Raw genomic sequence first — 16,319 nt, forward strand, 5'->3', positions numbered from 1 at the left:
TAGCGACGGACTCTGTCCCGCTGCTAACAACGGGGCGCGAATGAGGCATCACTTGGAATGACGGCACAATGCCGCAGGCCTCGCCCAGATCTGTCGACAGAGCCTGGATTTTCAGGCCCGCGGCACTACAGCCACTTCTTCAATTTGAAGATGTAGTACGGCACGATCGCGCAGATCAGCATCAGCACCAGCGCCATCGGATAGCCGTGCACCCATTCGAGCTCCGGCATCATCTTGAAGTTCATGCCGTAGATCGATGCGATCAAGGTCGGCGGCATCAGCACCACCGCCATCACCGAGAACAGCTTGATGATGTTGTTCTGCTCGAGGTTGACGACACCGAGCATCGCATCCAGCACGAAGGTGATCTTGCCCGCGAGATAGGACGCGTGGTCGGTCAGCGAGGCGACGTCGCGCTGCATGGTCTTGAGCTGCTCGCGCATATCCTTCGACCACTTCACGCCTTCGACGACCGCAGAGAGAAACGTGACGAGACGGCCGATCGACACCAGGCTCTCACGCACCTTCGAGGTCAGGTCGCCCTTGCGCCCGATCGCGATCAGGATCTGCGAATACTGCTTGGCGTGTCCGTGACGCTCATTGTTCGGCTCGAAGATCTCGTGGCTGACCTGGTCGATATCAGCCCCGACCTTCTCGAGAATGTCGGCGCAGCGGTCGATTACCGCATCGAGCAACTCCATCAGCACCATCTCGCCGGTGATCCCGGGCGCACAGTTGCGAGCGAGCTTTGCCTCCACCACGGCGAACGGTCGCGGCTGGTCGTAGCGGACCGTCACCAGACGGTGGCCCGCCAGGATGAAGGTGACGGCGGTGGTCCTGGGCATATCGGAGTCCGAGTGGCACATCAGCGTAGCCGTCATGTAGCGGGCGCCGTTCTCGATATAGAGGCGGCTGGAGATCTCGATCTCCTGCATATCCTCGCGCGTCGGCACCGCAATCCCGGCCAGCTTTTCGACGGCCCGATCCTCGGCACTGCTCGGGTTCACCAGGTCGACCCAGACCGCATTGTCCGGCAGAGCCGCGGGATCGGTGATCGCCATCTTCTTCAGCGCGGTTTCGGACGGGACGAACACCGAGAACATGGACAAACTCCGAATCGCGAAACCTGAATTTCGGGGACTTAGCGGTGGGATGCTGCCGCCTTGTGACGCAGCTTGCGAGTCCGGTCCATCGGCTTTTCGCGCCAATGCTCCGCGGCCTCTCGCGCGGCGCCGAGGGGGAGCTGACCGTGCCATTCGAAGCACAGCTGTGGACGACTGCCCGCAACTTTGCGGCAAAAAAGCAACAATCGCGGCGCTGCAGCGTGACCTGTGCGTGTATCGGCTGGAATTGAGAACGATTTTGACGATAATGGGACATGTGGAATCGCGCTGCAGTGGCGCGGCCGTGTCATTGCAACGTCAGCTGTCGATTGGAATTGGTGACATGTCGCTGAAGGTGAAACTCGGACTCCTGGCCGCCGGCCTGATGCTGTCGGGCTGCATGCAGGCCACGACGTACGAGGCGACCAACACCCAGGCCTTCAAGCCGAAGGACAAGGAACTTCTCGCGAAGATCCGCTACACCAACACGCCGGTGGCCGAGCCCTATCGGCGCGCGATCGTCGACTATCACCGCAAGGAAGCTCCGGGCTCGATCGTCGTCGATTCCGACAGCCACTACCTCTATTACGTGCTGGATGGCGGCAAGGCGATCCGCTACGGCATCACCGTCGGCGAAGAGGCCATGGCCTGGTCGGGCATTGCCAAGGTCGGCGCCATGACCGAGTGGCCGGCTTGGCATCCGACCAAGGGCGAGATCGAGCGTCTGGGCGTTCCGACCTTCGTCGCCCCGGGCCCCGACAATCCGATGGGCTCGCGCGCGATGTACCTCTATGCCAACGGCAAGGACACGCTGTTCCGCATCCACGGCACCAACCAGCCGGAATATATCGGCGCCTCGATCTCCTCGGGCTGCATCCGCCTGACGAACGAGGACGCGATCGACCTCTATAACCGGGTGAAGGTCGGCACCATCGTCGTGGTACTCGATCCGAAGAAGGGTGATTCGCCCTACAAGCCGCAGATGGCGCTGCAGGGCGGGGGCACCTACGCTGCGATGCAGTGAGCCTCGGCTGAAGCCGGCACGATATCAAAAAGCCGAGAAACGCGTTTAGCAGCCTTTCCAAGGGCGCCGGTCACCCGGCGCCTTTTGTTTTGGGGGCTAGAACAATCCGCGGAAAGGATCCCAGCCACGACGGCTGTGATGGCGCGTCCGAGAAGCCGGCTTCGACGGCGAAGCCCGACCCACGCGGGGACTGTTCTGTGCGCGCTGGTCCCGCCCGGCTGCATTCCGCACCGTGTCGGAAGCTGCGGTCGGCGCGCGCGCCTCTGCCGCGGAGCTTCCGGGCTCTTGCTGTTCAGGCGCCGACTGGGACGCGGTCCGCCGGCTGCGGGCCGTTGCAGCGGGCTTTGTGGCCGGAGGCCCTGCTTCCGCGTCGGCCCGTCGGGAGCTGTCGTCAGCAGAAGGATTCTCCGCTGCGGCCGAGGGGTCGGCCTTCCTCTCGTCGGCGCCGGCGCGACCGCCGTCGTTGTGCTCGGCTTTGGTGCTCGGGCTCTTCCGGGCGTTTTCGGTGCCGGCCTGCGCGGTCTCGCGTGGCGGCGCGTCTTCGGGTCTGGCGGCGGGCATCAGGGGCGCGACCTTCGGCAGCGGATCCAGCACGTCCCATTGGCAGATCCGGTAATTGTTCCGCCGCTCCATCAGGTCGAGATGGATGTGGTCCTCGTGGTACCAGTCGGAATCGGGGCCGAGCACCGTGGAGAAATGAGTGCAGACCGCGTGCAGCACCGCCTCGCGCAAATCGCGCGGCTGGGTGCGGTCGGTGAGATCGACCAGGCGGCCGTCGGCCAGCTTGAACCCTTGGACATCCAGCGCATTGGCACGGCCGTGCTCCGATAGCTGCGCGCCGCTGACATTGTTGCGGCCGCGGCACTGATATGAATCGAAATTGTCGAGCGCGGTGACCGCGCTGCCGAGCCGTTCCGCCAGCGGCGCCACATCGTTGCGCACCCAGTTGACGACCGCGGTCGCCATCGGACAACGCATGGTCGCCGCGGGCGTCAGCGCCACCCTGCGCTTGTCAGGCAGCACCACCGCCTCCAGCCGCACCAGGTCCTCGCCGCCGCAGCCGCCAGGCCCCTTGATCGGCGGAATCGATGGCGCGATCGCGACCTCTTCGGTCAGGGCCAGCCGGCAGGCCGAAGGCGGCGGCGGGGCTTGGGCATCCGCCTTCGGACCGCCGCTGGCCGCGTCGCGCGGAGCGGCATCCTCACCCTTGGCCGCCTGCCGCGCCGGCGCGTCGGCTGGCCGCGGCTGCGGAAGCGGCACCTTGGCAACGCCGTCGGCCGGCTTCGCTGCGGGCTCAGAGGCCGCGGGCGGGCTGCGGTGCGCCGATTTCGCGGCCGCCGCCGGCGCCGCCATGAGCCAGCTCAATGCGATCGCCACGGCCACAGCGCTAACCATCACGCCCGGCGCGACGTCGTGGCCATCACAAGCCCATTTGCGTCGGGTGCGGCGCGCGCTAAAATTGACCAAAGAGACCAAAAGACCCTCGCTGCAAGCGAATACCGGAGGAACGACCTGATGCTTGGTTTGATGCAAGACTGGCCCCTGCTTTGTCACCGGATCATCGAGCATGCGGCGACAATCCACGGCTCCCAGGAGGTCGTGACCCGCTCGGTCGAAGGCCCCATCGTTCGCACCACCTATCGGCAAATCCACGACCGCGCTCTCAAGGTCTCGCAGAAGCTGACGCGCGACGGCATCAAGCTGGGCGACCGCGTCGCCACCATCGCCTGGAATACCGGCCGTCATCTCGAGGTCTGGTACGGCATCATGGGAATCGGCGCGATCTGTCACACGGTCAATCCGCGCCTGTTTCCCGAGCAGATCGGCTGGATCATCAACCATGCCCAGGACCGCATCGTCATCACCGATCTGACGTTCGTGCCGATCCTCGAGAAACTCGCCGACAAGCTGCCGAGCGTCGAGCGCTACATCGTGCTGACCGACGCCGCGCACATGCCGCAGACGACGCTCAAGAATGCCGTCGCCTACGAATCGTGGATCGGCGAGGCCGACGGCGATTTCGCCTGGGGGACCTTCGACGAGAACACCGCAGCCGCGATGTGCTACACGTCCGGGACCACCGGTGATCCGAAAGGTGTGCTGTATTCGCATCGGTCCAACGTGCTGCATGCGTTGATGGCCAATAGCCGGGATTCACTCGGTACGTCCGCAGCAGACACAATGCTTCCGGTGGTTCCGCTGTTCCATGCCAACAGCTGGGGCATTGCCTTCTCCGCTCCCTCGATGGGCACCAAGCTGGTGATGCCCGGCCCCAAGCTCGACGGCGCGTCGGTCTACGAGCTGCTCGACACCGAGAAGGTGACCTACACCGCCGGCGTGCCGACGGTGTGGCTGATGCTGCTGCAGCACATGCAGGCGCATAACCTCAAACTGCCGCATCTGAAGATGGTCGTGTGCGGCGGCTCGGCGATGCCGCGCTCGATGATCCAGGCCTTCCTCGACATGGGCATCGGCGTGCGCCATGCCTGGGGCATGACCGAGATGAGCCCGATCGGCACACTCGCCACCCTGAAGCCGCCGTTCCTCGCCGCCGACGGCGACGCCAAGCTCGATGTGCTGCAGACCCAGGGCTTCCCGCCGTTCGGGGTCGAGATGAAGATCACCGACGATGCCGGCACCGAGTTGCCGTGGGACGGCAAGACCTTCGGCCGGCTCAAGGTGTCCGGTCCCGCGGTGTCGAAGGCCTACTACAAGGTCGACAGCAACATCCTCGACGATGAAGGCTTCTTCGACACCGGCGACGTCGCCACCGTCGATGAGCATGGCTACATGCGCATCACCGACCGCTCCAAGGACGTCATCAAGTCCGGCGGCGAATGGATCTCCTCGATCGACCTCGAGAATCTTGCCGTCGGCCATCCCGCCGTCGCCGAGGCTGCCGTCATCGGCGTCTATCATCCGAAATGGGACGAGCGCCCGCTGCTGATCGTGCAGTTGAAGCCCGGCCAGACCGCGACGCGCGAGGACATCCTGAAATACATGGAAGGCAAGATCGCCAAATGGTGGATGCCCGATGACGTCGCCTTCGTCGACGGCATCCCGCACACGGCAACGGGCAAGATCCTGAAGACTGCGCTGCGCGACCAGTTCAAGAGCTATCGCTTCCCCAACGCCGCCGCCTAGCAACAACTCCCGCTCCGCGCGAGACTCACGGCCCCTGCGCCCCCGCGGGGGCCGTTTGCGTTTCGCGCAAAAAGTTCCATCGCCCTCGCCTCGACCAAAGGCGAATAGGAAGCCCATGGGCGCGTTCCTAAGGTCCGGCACCATAAAAAACGAGGGAACGCCACCATGCGAAAATCAACCCGCCTGCTGCCCTGGCTGCTGGGAGCATCACTGGCCGCCACGGCCGCTCACGCCGCTGGCAACAAGGTCGTGATCGGCGACATCGACGACATGTCCGGGCTCTATGCCGACGTGATCGGGCCGGGCGGGGTCGAGGCTGCAAAGATGGCGATCGAGGATTTCGGCGGCAGCGTGCTCGGCAACAAGATCGAGTTCATGGAGAGCGATCATCAGAACAAGCCGGACGTCGGCGCCCAGAAGTTGCGCGAGTGGGCCGATCGCGACGGGGTCACCATGATCCTCGGCGGCTCCAACACGGGGGTCAGCCTCGCGATGGCCAACGCCGCCAAGGAGAAGAAAATACCGTTCATCGCGATCGGTGCCGCCGGCGCCTCGCTGACCGGCAAGGACTGCACGCCCTACACCGTCCACTACGCCTACGATACGACCTCGCTCGCCAACGGCACCGCCAAGACCATGGTCAGCCAGGGCGGCAAGAGCTGGTTCTTCCTGACCGCCGACTACGCCTTCGGCACCCAGTTGCAGGAAGCCGCGTCCAAGGTGGTCGAGGCCAATGGCGGCAAGGTGGTCGGAGCGGTCCGCGTGCCGCTCTCCACGTCGGACTTCTCCAGCTATCTGCTGCAGGCGCAGGGCTCGGGCGCGCAGGTTCTGGGCCTCGCCAATGCCGGCAACGACTTCACGAACTCGATCAAGGCCGCGGATGAATTCGGCATCGCCAAGACGATGAAGCCGGCGGCGCTGCTCGCCTTCATCAGCGACATCCACAGTCTCGGCCTGAAGACCGCGCAGGGTCTCTATCTCACCACCGGCTGGTATTGGGACCTCAACGACAAGACCCGCGCCTTCGCGAAGCGCTACTACGAAAAGACCAAGGGCGAGCCGACCATGAACCAGGCCGCCTACTACTCGGCGACGATCACCTATCTCAATGCCGTGAAGGCGGCCGGCACCACCGAGTCCGACAAGGTCATGGACCAGCTGCGCAATATGAAGATCGACGACATGTTCACGTCGAACGGCAAGATCCGCGCCGACGGCCTGATGGAGCATGAGATGTACATCATGCAGGTCAAGAAGCCGGAGGAGTCGAAGTACCCCTGGGACTACTACAAGCTGATCCAGACGATGTCCGGCGAGGAGGCGTTCGGCAAGCTTTCGGAGTCCGCCTGCCCGCTGGTGCATTCGCACTGAGCATCCGGCGCAAGCCTGACCAAGGCAGCCACGGCCCCTCCCCTTCGGCGGGGCCGTGGCGTTGCGTGCCGCCGTGGCGTTGACGTGGCGCAAGGCGGGCATGCCGGGCCGCATCTAGAAGGTGGGCATGAGTTCAAGAGCGCGCCTCCCAGCGTCCACGACATGGCGCGACATACCGTCGACGGTGCTGACGCTCGGGCTGGTATCGCTCCTGATGGATATCTCCTCGGAGCTGATCCATGCGCTGCTGCCGGTCTTCCTCGCGACCGTGGTCGGCGCCTCCACGGTGACCATCGGCCTGATCGAAGGCGTGTCCGAGGCGACCGCCGCAATCACCAAGGTATTCTCCGGCGCACTGTCCGACCGCATTGGCAAGCGCAAGCTGCTGGTCGCAATCGGCTATGGGCTGGCGGCTTTGACCAAGCCGGTGTTTCCGCTCGCCAGCACATCATGGCAGATCCTCGCGGCGCGCTTCGTCGACCGCATCGGCAAGGGCATCCGCGAGGCGCCGCGCGACGCGCTGATCGCCGACGTCACGCCGGAAGGCATCCGCGGCGCGAGCTACGGCCTGCGCCAGGCGCTCGACACGATCGGCGCCTTTGCCGGTCCCCTCCTCGCCGTGGCGCTGATGGCGCTCTACGCCGACGACTTCCGGGCGGTGTTCTGGTGGTCGGCGCTGCCGGCCACGCTTGCCGTGCTGCTGATCCTGTTCGGCCTGCGCGAGCCGGCGCAGACCGCGCCTGCGGCGCGCCGGGACTGGCCGGTCCATGCGCGCGAGCTGCGCCGGCTGCCATCGGCCTATTGGATCGTGGTCGCCACCGGCGCGGTGTTCGCGTTGGCCCGCTTCAGCGAGGCGTTCCTGGTGCTGAAGGCGCAGGCCGACGGCCTCGCTCTCGCCCTGATCCCGTTGGTCTACGTGCTGATGAACCTGATCTATGCCGGCGTCGCCATGCCCGCCGGCATCCTCTCCGACCGCATCGGCCGCAACAACGTGCTGACCTGCGGCCTCGTGGTGCTGACAGCCGCCGACCTGACGCTGGCCTTCGTGCCCGGCCTGATCGGCACCGCGATCGGCGTCGCGCTGTGGGGCCTCTACCTCGGGCTGTCGCAGGGGCTGCTGTCGGCAATGGTCGCCGATACCGCCCCGCCGGATCTGCGCGGCACCGCGTTCGGCCTGTTCAACCTTGTGACCGGCGCTGCGCTGCTGGTCGCGAGCCTGCTGGCGGGATCGCTGTGGCACGCCTATGGGTCGCAGGCGACGTTCACGACCGGCGCAGCCTTCTCAATCGCAACCGTCCTGTTGATGCTGACGGCGTTGCGCAGCCGCCCAGACCGAGCCGTCTGACGCGGTCTCCGCATCAACCGCCTTCTCCGGGCCAAACGCCTCTTGAATTTACGCCATCCGCGTGGTCTCACACGGGGTGATCCGGCCGCCCGGCAACGCAGGCAGCGGCCCAACCCCGGCAGTTCCTGACACGATGGCACGCAGGTTTCACGCCCCCTATCTGTCGGAGCCGATCTCCAGCCTCGCGACCTGGACCCGCAATCTGGCGGTGTTCTCGGTCGTCGCCGTGCTGGTCTCGATCCTGATCCTGCGCTTCGATTTTCTGGAGACGAAGCCGGCGCTGGCGACGTTCTTCGGCGCGCTGGGGCTCGCCGTGCTGTCGATCCTGCTCGGGCTTGCCGCCTTCGTCGCGATCTGGCGCAACGGCAGCCGCGGCATGAGCCGGATCCTGCTCGCCTTCATGATCGATGCCGTGGTGCTGGCCTATCCGGCCTACCTCGCGCTCCAGTACCGCAAGCTGCCGAAGATCTACGACATCACCACCGACCCGATCGATCCGCCGCGCTTCGAGGCTTTGGCGCCGCTCCGCAACGGCGACGGCACCAACACGGCCGTCTATGCCGGGCTGTATTCAGCCGAGCAGCAGCAGAAATTCTATCCGGACATCGAGCCGGTGCAGATCGAGCTGCCGCCCGATCGCGCCTACGCGATCGCCCTGAAGCTGGTCAACCGGCGCAAATGGTTCGTGGTCGACGAACGCGCGCCGCAGCCGCCGCGCCGCGTCGGCCGCATCGAGGCGGTCGCGCGCACGCCGATCATGGGCTTCCGCGAGGACATCTCGATCCGCATCCAACCCGACGGCGAGGATTCCCGCGTCGACGTCCGCTCCGCCTCGCGCTATTTCGAGTCAGATATCGGCAGCAATGCCGCGCGCGTGGCCAAGCTGATCGAGGACCTGTCCAACGCCGGCGAGGCCGAGGCGCAGAAGCCGGTGAAGAAGGTCACGCCGCCGGCGGTGGCGGCGAAGGGAAATGCGAAGACGGTGAAGAAGTGAGCGGGGCGAATGGCGTATAGGGAGTGGCGAATAGGGAATGAAGTCTTCCCGGCTCGCACTCTTCCCCTACTCGCTATTCCCTACTCGCTATTCGCTACACCAGCCGATACGTCCCGCCGATCACCGGATCACCTTCCGTCGCGACCACGCCGCGGGCGACGAGGTCTTCCAGATGGGCCAGCACGGAATAGCCGGCCGCGGTGGTGAGCCGTGGATCGATGCCGATATAGATCGCGCGCACCATGGTCGGGATGTCGGCCTCGCCCTTGGCGAGGCGATGCAGGATCGAGGCCTCGCGGGCCTGGCGGTGGCGCATCAGGAAGCGCGTGTAGCGCGGTCCCTCCGGAATTTCCGGACCGTGACCTGAGAAATACAGCTCCTCGGGCCGCGCGGCGAGCCGCTCCAGCGAAGCCATGTAGTCGACCATCGAACCATCGGGCGGCGCCACGATCGACGTCGCCCAGCCCATGACGTGATCGCCGACGAAGGTGGTCCTGCGCTCGGCCCAGGCGAAGGCGAGATGGTTGGCCGTATGGCCCGGCGTCGCCACGGCCTCGACCCGCCAGCCCCGCCCTTCGATCACATCGCCGTCAGCAACGGTGACATCCGGCGCAAAGTCGCGGTCGACGCCGGATTCCGGACTGTGCTTCTCACTCTCGTAGCGCGGCCGCGAGGCGCGATGCGGGCCCTCGGCATAGACGGTGGCACCGGTCGCGGCCTTCAGCCGGCCGGTGTTCGGCGAGTGATCGCGATGCGTGTGCGTCACCAGGATGTGCGTGACGGTCTCGCCTCTGATGGCATCGAGCAGCGCCTGCGCATGGGCCTCGTTGTCCGGACCCGGATCGATGATCGCGACGTTGCCGGTGCCCACGATGTAGCTGACCGTGCCGGTGAAGGTGAACGGACTCGGATTGTTGCAGAGGACGCGGCGAATGCCGGGGCGGACCTGCTCGACGACGCCCGCCCGAAGCGGGAAGTTGCGGTTGAACGGGACGTCGTCATTCTCGGCCATGGCGTGCCTTCCCTGTGCATGGGGCAGATCGCCTGCCTCACTCGCTGCCGTCATCCCCCGCGAAAGCGGGGGATCCAGTACTCCGAGACGGCGATGAGCCTCGATGGGCCGGTGATCGCTGGATCGTCCGCTTTCGCGGACGCTGACAGCGAGGGCGCAACGGCGACCGCGTATACCGCCCTATGCAGCGAATGGGCGTCGCGCACAGCAGTTAGAAAAACGCCTGAATGCCGGTGATGGCGCGGCCGAGGATCAGCGCGTGGACGTCGTGCGTGCCCTCGTAGGTATTGACCGTCTCGAGGTTGGCGGCGTGGCGCATCACCTGATACTCGATCGAGATGCCGTTGCCGCCATGCATGTCGCGCGCGACGCGGGCGATGTCGAGCGCCTTGCCGCAATTGTTGCGCTTGACGATCGAGATCATCTCCGGGGCCATCTTGCCCTCGTCCATCAGGCGGCCGACTCGAAGCGAGGCCTGCAGGCCGAGCGCGATCTCGGTCTCCATGTCGGCAAGCTTCTTCTGGACCAGCTGCGTGGCAGCCAGCGGCTTGCCGAACTGCTTGCGGTCGAGCGTGTACTGGCGAGCGCGATGCATGCAATCCTCGGCGGCACCGAGCACGCCCCAGGAGATGCCGTAGCGGGCGCGGTTGAGGCAGCCGAACGGCCCCTTGAGGCCGGACACGTTGGGCAGCAGCGCGCTCTCCGGCACCACCACGCCGTCCATCACGACCTCGCCGGTGATCGAGGCGCGCAAGGAGAGCTTGCCGCCGATCTTCGGCGCCGACAGGCCCTTCATGCCCTTCTCGAGGATGAAGCCACGGATCTGGTTGTCATGCGCGGCCGACTTGGCCCACACCACGAACACGTCGGCGATCGGCGCGTTCGAGATCCACATCTTGCTGCCGGTCAGGCGATAGCCGTCGGCCACCTTCTCGGCGCGGGTCTTCATGCCGGCCGGATCGGAGCCGGCATCCGGCTCGGTCAGGCCGAAGCAGCCGACCCACTCGCCGCTGGCGAGCTTCGGCAGATATTTCTTGCGCTGGCTCTCGTCGCCATAGGCATAGATCGGATACATCACCAGCGATGACTGCACCGAGTTCATCGAGCGGTAGCCGGAATCGACGCGCTCGATCTCGCGTGCCACGAGGCCATAGGCGACGTAGCTCGCATTGGCGCAGCCATATTCCTCCGGCAAGGTGATGCCGATCAGGCCGAGCTCGCCCATCTCGTTGAAGATCTCGCGGTCGGTCTTCTCCTCGAGATAGGCCTTGGTCACGCGCGGCAGCAGCTTGTCCTGGGCGTAGGCGCGCGCGGTGTCACGCACCATGCGCTCGTCCTCGGTCAGCTGATCGTCCAGCAGGAAGGGATCGTCCCACTGGAAGCTCGACTGGGCCGGCTTGTCCTTTGCCTGAGGGCGCGCGCTCATGAATGGTCCTTTCGCGTCTCGCTGCGCACGGGTCGCAGCAGTTGAGAGGTTAAATCCTGGAAGTTCAGCCTTCAAGCCGCTCGTTGGCGACGATCTCGATGCCGAAACCCGACAGGCCCTTGTAGTCATGCACCGACGACGTCAGGTTCCGGATCGAGGTCACGCCGAGATCACGCAGGATCTGCGCACCCACGCCGACCTCGCGCCACTGCCGATGGCGATCGGCCTCCGCGGTATGCGGCTCTTCGACCGGCTCGACGGGAACGCCGGCCGCGCCGTCGCGCAGATAGATCAGCACGCCGCGACCGGCCCGCTTGAAGTGCTGTAGCACCGCCTGGATACGCTGCGGACCTGCGATCAGATCCTTCACGATGTTGGGCTTGTGCAGCCGCGTCAGCACGTTCTTGCCGTCGCCGATGCCGTTATAGACGAACGCGGCGTGGGTGATCGGATCGAACGGCGAGCGGTAGGCGAAGCCCTGCAGCGGCCCGATCGGGCTGTCGGTCGTGAAGGTCGACACCCGTTCGATCAGCTTCTCGCGCGCCTGCCGGTACGAGATCAGATCGGCGATGGTGACATGCTTGAGATTGTGGGCCGCAGCGAAACGAACGACCTGCTCGCCTTTCATGACCGTGCCGTCGTCGTTCATCAACTCGGAGATGACGCCGACCGGCGGGAGCCCGGCGAGCTTGCAGAGATCGACCGCCGCCTCGGTGTGGCCGGAGCGCAGCAGCACGCCGCCGTCACGCGCGATCAACGGGAAGATATGGCCGGGGCGCGCGAAATCAGCGGCACCGGCATTCGGGTTGGCGAGCGCACGACAGCAGGAGGCGCGCTCTTCGGCCGAGATTCCGGTGCCACCGTCCGGCTTGTAGTCGATCGAAACGGTGAAGGCCGTGGTGTGGTTGGAATCATTGTGCGCGACCATCGGGTCGAGCCGCAGCCGCCGCGCGTCGTCGGCGGTGATCGGCGCGCAGACGATGCCGGAGGTATGGCGAATGATGAACGCCATCTTGTCGGGCGTGCAGAGCGAGGCGGCGACGATGAGATCGCCCTCGCCCTCGCGGTCGTCGTCATCGGTCACGACGACCATCTCGCCCTTGGCGAAGGCGTACAGAACTTCCTGGATCGAGTCGGCCATTGCAAGTCTCGCTGCTTTTCCGGGCTGCTTTAGCCGGGATCGCAGGCGCGCGCCAGAGCGGCGGAACCGCCGCTCGAAGGTCGCCTTCCCCGGGAAAAGGACCGGCCCTGCCAGGACAAGCGCCCTGGTATCTGTTTAAAGTCGCCTCAAATCGAGAACAAGGGAGCCGCGCCTCATGGCCGCATTCGATTTTGCACCCCTCCTCAGCCCCGGCCTGCCCGCACCCGCCGCGCGCTGGACGGGACTCGCAAAATACAGCTTCGTCGGCGGCAACAACGACGCCGATGCCGTGCCCGTGGAGGGCTTGCGCGCGGCCGCCGACGCCGTGCTCGCCCGCGAGGGACGGGCGCTCGCCACCTACGGCCTCGCGCATGGGCCTCAAGGCTACCGGCCGCTGCGGGACTTTCTTGCCGCCAAGCTGACGCGGGACGCGGGCATGTCGGCACGCGCCGACGACATCATGATCCTGTCCGGCTCGCTGCAGGGCCTCGACCTCGTCAACCAGGCGCTGCTCACGCGCGGCGACACCGTGCTGGTCGAACAGGACAATTACCAGGGCACGCTGACGCGGCTGGCACGACTGGGCGTCAAGGTCATCGGCATCCCGCTCGACCAGGACGGCATGCGAACGGATGCGCTGGCGACGGTGCTGGCCGATCTAAGGGATCGCGGCATCCGGCCGAAATACATCTATACCATTCCGACGGTGCAGAACCCGACCGGCACCATCATGCCGGAAAGCCGGCGGGCCGAGCTGCTGTGGCTGTCGCGCGCTTATGGCGTACCGGTGTTCGAGGACGACTGCTACGCCGACCTGATCTGGGACGGCAAACGGCCCCGCGCGATCCACGGCATGTCCGACCATGGCGGTGTGATCCACCTCGGATCGTTCTCGAAGTCGGTCGCGCCGGCGTTGCGGGTCGGCTTCCTGGTCGCCCCCTGGGAGATCATGTCGGTGCTGCTGTCCCTCAAGACCGATGCCGGCTCGGGTGCACTGGAGCAGATGGTGCTCGCGGAATATTGCAGGCCGCATTTCGCGACCCACGTGCCGCAGTTGGTGCGGGGACTGCGCGCCAAGCTGGACACCCTGATCGAGGCGCTCAACGCCGAGTTCGGCACCGCGGCCGAGTTCGCGCCGCCCAGGGGCGGGATCTTCCTGTGGGTCAAGCTACCGGACCAGGTTGACGCGATGAAGCTGTCACAGGCAGCGCTCAAACGCGGCGTCTCGATCAATCCGGGACCGGAATGGTCCACCGACGCCGCGCATGCGCGGAGCCGCCTGCGGCTGTGCTTCGCCAGCCCCTCGCATCAGGAGATCCGCGAGGGCATCGCAGTCCTCGCCGACGTCTGCCGGGAGGAGTTCGGGGTCCCATTGCGCTCATCCAATGTGGAGCGGACGCGCGCGATCGAGTGATCGCGCGCTGCTCACCGCACCGAAAAGGGCGACTGGTAGGGCCGCCCGAACGGCACGCCATTGATCACCGTCTGCACCGGCTTGAGCTGCAGCTTGCCCTCGCGCTTGTTGCCGCGGGTATCGACGAAGCTGACGGGCCCCTCGACCAGGTCCATGATTGCGACGTCGGCCGGCGCGCCGACCTGCAAGCTGCCGATCTTCGGCGCACGGTTGATGATCTTGGCCGGCGCGGAGGTGGCCATGCTCACCACCTGCTCCAACGAAAATCCCATAGCGATGAATTTCGCCATCACGTTGGGCAGGAACGGCATGCCCGGGCTGTTGCCGGAGAAGACATGGATGTCGGAGGAGATGGTGTCCGGGCCGCAGCCGCCGGGGATCGCGACCTCGGCCACGGTGAAATCGAAGCTGCCGCCGCCATGGCCGACATCGAACAGCACGCCGCGCTGCTTGGCGGCGAGCGCCGCGGGCAGCAGCTTGCCGTCCTGGACGATGTTGGTGAAGGCGCCGCCCATATTCGGCGCGCCGGAATAGGCGTGGGTCAGGATGTCGCCGGGGCGCAGCAGGTCCAGGATCTGCGACATCAACTCGCCGGTCTCGACCCCACCGATATGCACCATCATCCGCGCCGGCCAGCCGCACAGCTCGCAGGCCTTGATGCCGCGCTTCAGCGGCTCGAGCCCATGCTTGAAGATCACGTTCTCCGACATCCGCACCTTGACCCCGAGCAGGAAGTCCGGGTTCTCCGCCAGCGCCATGGCGCAGGCGTCTACCTGCGCATTGTCGATGTTGTAGAGCTCGGCCACCGGAAACGCCGACAGGCCGTTGTTGGCGATGTGGACGAAGGCGTAGATGCGTGCCCGCGACTGGGCGGCGATGAAGCGGCGCAACGCCGCAAGATTGTTGACGCCGGCGTCGCCGGCCGAGACGACCGTCGTCGTGCCCTGGAATTGCACCAGTTCGTCGGGCGGGATCCCGATCGCCGAGCCATAGGGATAGACATGGCTGTGGAGGTCGATGAGGCCCGGCGTCACCAACCGGCCGTTGGCGTCGATCGACCGCAGCGCCCGCTCGGCCGGTATCTCGGGCTCGACCGCTTCGACGACGCCCCAGCGGATCCCGATGTCGCGCTTGCCTCGGAGCGACTGGCTTGGATCGATCACGTCGCCGCCCTTGATCACCAGATCGAACTTGTCGGCCGGCCCCACCGCGGCGCCGGCAGGACCCGATAGCGCGGCCATGGCGGCCGCTCCGGACGACAGCAGGAATTTGCGGCGCGACAGCGCAGACATGGTCAGCCTCCCCACGCTTGTTTGTAGTTGCGGGGAGCATGCGCCTTGTCCCCCTCGCCAGCAAGGCCGGCCCGGAAAGAATGAGACTTTGTGCCAACGATCTCGGCGCGGCTCTGTCATTGCGCCGTTGACGCAGTGCATTAAGATGTCACGGCAGTCACCCCCCGAGACCGCATGATTTCGATCTCCCGCCCTCTCATCGCAATCGTCCTCTGCGCATCATCAGCGTCTGCCGCCCGGGCCGACGACACCGTCGAGGTTGCTCGGACCTGGGGCCTGATCGGAACCTGGGCCGCCGACTGCAGCGCACCCGCGGTCAAGGGCCGCGGCGCCATCATCTCCTACGAAGTCACTGACGATGGTCACCTGATCTATCGTCGTGACCACGATCCGTCCGACGTCAACCAGGTGGCGAGCGCACGCGTCGAGGCGGACCAGACGCTGGTGCTCTCGATCGTGCTGCCCAAAGCGCGCCAGACGCGAGAGAACGGGATCACCCGGACCGCCGACGGCAACATCCGCTCCGCGTTCAATCGCGGCGAGGACGACAGCTACACCATTCGTGACGGCCGCTTCGTCGCCAACGGCAAGCCGACGCCAGCGCTCAGGAAGTGCGACTGACGCGGCAGGCTCGAGGGGACGGCACGGTCCGCCCGCGAGCGTGAAGACCAAATCTGAACGTGTATTCAGCAACTTCGTGGAAGTTCCTGCGGAACGTTCTTTCACACTTCAAGTTGATCCCGCACTTTCATTCTGGAGGACAACATGAAGAAAATCGCTCTCGCGCTCGCTTCCCTTGCGGTCGTCGCGCTCGCGGCACCGTCGATCGCCAACGCCGAGACGGTGGTCATCAAGCGTGGCGGCCATCACTACCACCACGGCTGGGATCGGTCCCACGCCGAATACCGCATGCATCGTGAGTACCGGCCTCACCGCTATGTCCGGCCGTTCCACCGCCATCACGATCGCACCGTGATCATCCGGCGCGACTGATCTGCAACTTCGACACAGCAATGGCCCCGAGAGGGGCCATTTTCTGTGGCGTTCGTTCTG

The 16,319-nt window shown here is 65.7% G+C and carries 14 protein-coding genes; 8 read left to right on the forward strand and 6 right to left on the reverse strand.

Features of this window, described 5'->3' with window-relative positions; genetic code table 11:
• Window positions 1-125: 125 nt before the first annotated feature.
• Window positions 126-1,103, reverse strand: coding sequence for a magnesium transporter CorA family protein (locus ACQR1E_RS21505; protein ID WP_315715525.1), 978 nt, complete (start codon window positions 1,101-1,103; stop codon window positions 126-128).
• Between the two features lie 343 nt (window positions 1,104-1,446).
• On the opposite strand from ACQR1E_RS21505, the gene ACQR1E_RS21510 reads away from it, so the two are divergent.
• Complete coding sequence (locus ACQR1E_RS21510) at window positions 1,447-2,127, forward strand: L,D-transpeptidase (RefSeq protein WP_011925214.1); 681 nt, start codon at window positions 1,447-1,449, stop codon at window positions 2,125-2,127.
• Window positions 2,128-2,223: 96 nt separating this feature from the next.
• Here ACQR1E_RS21510 and ACQR1E_RS21515 read toward each other — a convergent pair whose 3' ends face one another.
• A complete protein-coding gene (locus ACQR1E_RS21515) occupies window positions 2,224-3,492 on the reverse strand; it encodes an extensin family protein (protein WP_434897534.1) in 1,269 nt (422 codons plus the stop codon).
• A 150-nt stretch (window positions 3,493-3,642) separates the two neighbouring features.
• On the opposite strand from ACQR1E_RS21515, the gene ACQR1E_RS21520 reads away from it, so the two are divergent.
• The 4 genes from ACQR1E_RS21520 to ACQR1E_RS21535 all read left to right on the forward strand — a co-directional run bounded on the left by ACQR1E_RS21520 (window position 3,643) and on the right by ACQR1E_RS21535 (window position 8,981).
• The gene (locus tag ACQR1E_RS21520; protein WP_315715522.1) at window positions 3,643-5,271 is read left to right on the forward strand and encodes a fatty-acid--CoA ligase; all 1,629 of its coding nucleotides are present in this window, start codon (window positions 3,643-3,645) and stop codon (window positions 5,269-5,271) included.
• A gap of 165 nt (window positions 5,272-5,436) precedes the next feature.
• Complete coding sequence (locus ACQR1E_RS21525) at window positions 5,437-6,642, forward strand: ABC transporter substrate-binding protein (protein ID WP_434897535.1); 1,206 nt, start codon at window positions 5,437-5,439, stop codon at window positions 6,640-6,642.
• A gap of 127 nt (window positions 6,643-6,769) precedes the next feature.
• Window positions 6,770-7,987, forward strand: coding sequence for an MFS transporter (locus tag ACQR1E_RS21530; protein ID WP_315828077.1), 1,218 nt, complete (start codon window positions 6,770-6,772; stop codon window positions 7,985-7,987).
• Between the two features lie 133 nt (window positions 7,988-8,120).
• A complete protein-coding gene (locus ACQR1E_RS21535; RefSeq protein WP_434897536.1) occupies window positions 8,121-8,981 on the forward strand; it encodes a DUF1499 domain-containing protein in 861 nt (286 codons plus the stop codon).
• A 94-nt stretch (window positions 8,982-9,075) separates the two neighbouring features.
• On the opposite strand, the gene ACQR1E_RS21540 is transcribed toward ACQR1E_RS21535, so the two are convergent.
• The 3 genes from ACQR1E_RS21540 to ribB form a co-directional block, all read right to left on the reverse strand.
• Entirely contained in the window at window positions 9,076-9,993 is a 918-nt protein-coding gene (locus tag ACQR1E_RS21540) for an MBL fold metallo-hydrolase (RefSeq protein ID WP_434897537.1), read from the reverse strand.
• Window positions 9,994-10,204: 211 nt separating this feature from the next.
• The gene (locus ACQR1E_RS21545; protein ID WP_315715517.1) at window positions 10,205-11,419 is read right to left on the reverse strand and encodes an acyl-CoA dehydrogenase; all 1,215 of its coding nucleotides are present in this window, start codon (window positions 11,417-11,419) and stop codon (window positions 10,205-10,207) included.
• A gap of 64 nt (window positions 11,420-11,483) precedes the next feature.
• Window positions 11,484-12,560: a 3,4-dihydroxy-2-butanone-4-phosphate synthase gene (gene ribB, locus ACQR1E_RS21550; protein ID WP_315715516.1), complete on the reverse strand. Its 1,077-nt coding sequence runs from the start codon at window positions 12,558-12,560 to the stop codon at window positions 11,484-11,486.
• A 175-nt stretch (window positions 12,561-12,735) separates the two neighbouring features.
• Here ribB and ACQR1E_RS21555 point away from each other — a divergent pair, with 175 nt between their 5' ends.
• Window positions 12,736-13,974 (forward strand): PLP-dependent aminotransferase family protein, encoded by a 1,239-nt coding sequence (locus tag ACQR1E_RS21555; RefSeq protein ID WP_316164245.1) that lies wholly within the window; start codon window positions 12,736-12,738, stop codon window positions 13,972-13,974.
• Window positions 13,975-13,985: 11 nt separating this feature from the next.
• Here the strand turns inward: ACQR1E_RS21555 and ACQR1E_RS21560 are convergent, their stop codons facing one another.
• The gene (locus ACQR1E_RS21560; RefSeq protein WP_316174756.1) at window positions 13,986-15,266 is read right to left on the reverse strand and encodes an amidohydrolase/deacetylase family metallohydrolase; all 1,281 of its coding nucleotides are present in this window, start codon (window positions 15,264-15,266) and stop codon (window positions 13,986-13,988) included.
• Window positions 15,267-15,440: 174 nt separating this feature from the next.
• Between ACQR1E_RS21560 and ACQR1E_RS21565 the strand changes: the two genes are divergently transcribed.
• Together ACQR1E_RS21565 and ACQR1E_RS21570 are read left to right on the forward strand one after the other, a co-directional pair.
• A complete protein-coding gene (locus tag ACQR1E_RS21565) occupies window positions 15,441-15,887 on the forward strand; it encodes a hypothetical protein (protein WP_315752075.1) in 447 nt (148 codons plus the stop codon).
• A 144-nt stretch (window positions 15,888-16,031) separates the two neighbouring features.
• Window positions 16,032-16,259, forward strand: a complete 228-nt coding sequence (locus ACQR1E_RS21570) for a hypothetical protein (protein ID WP_315715512.1) — start codon at window positions 16,032-16,034, stop codon at window positions 16,257-16,259.
• Window positions 16,260-16,319 lie beyond the last annotated feature (60 nt).

Source organism: Bradyrhizobium sp. HKCCYLRH1030, assembly GCF_051168395.1.
Taxonomy (GTDB): domain Bacteria; phylum Pseudomonadota; class Alphaproteobacteria; order Rhizobiales; family Xanthobacteraceae; genus Bradyrhizobium.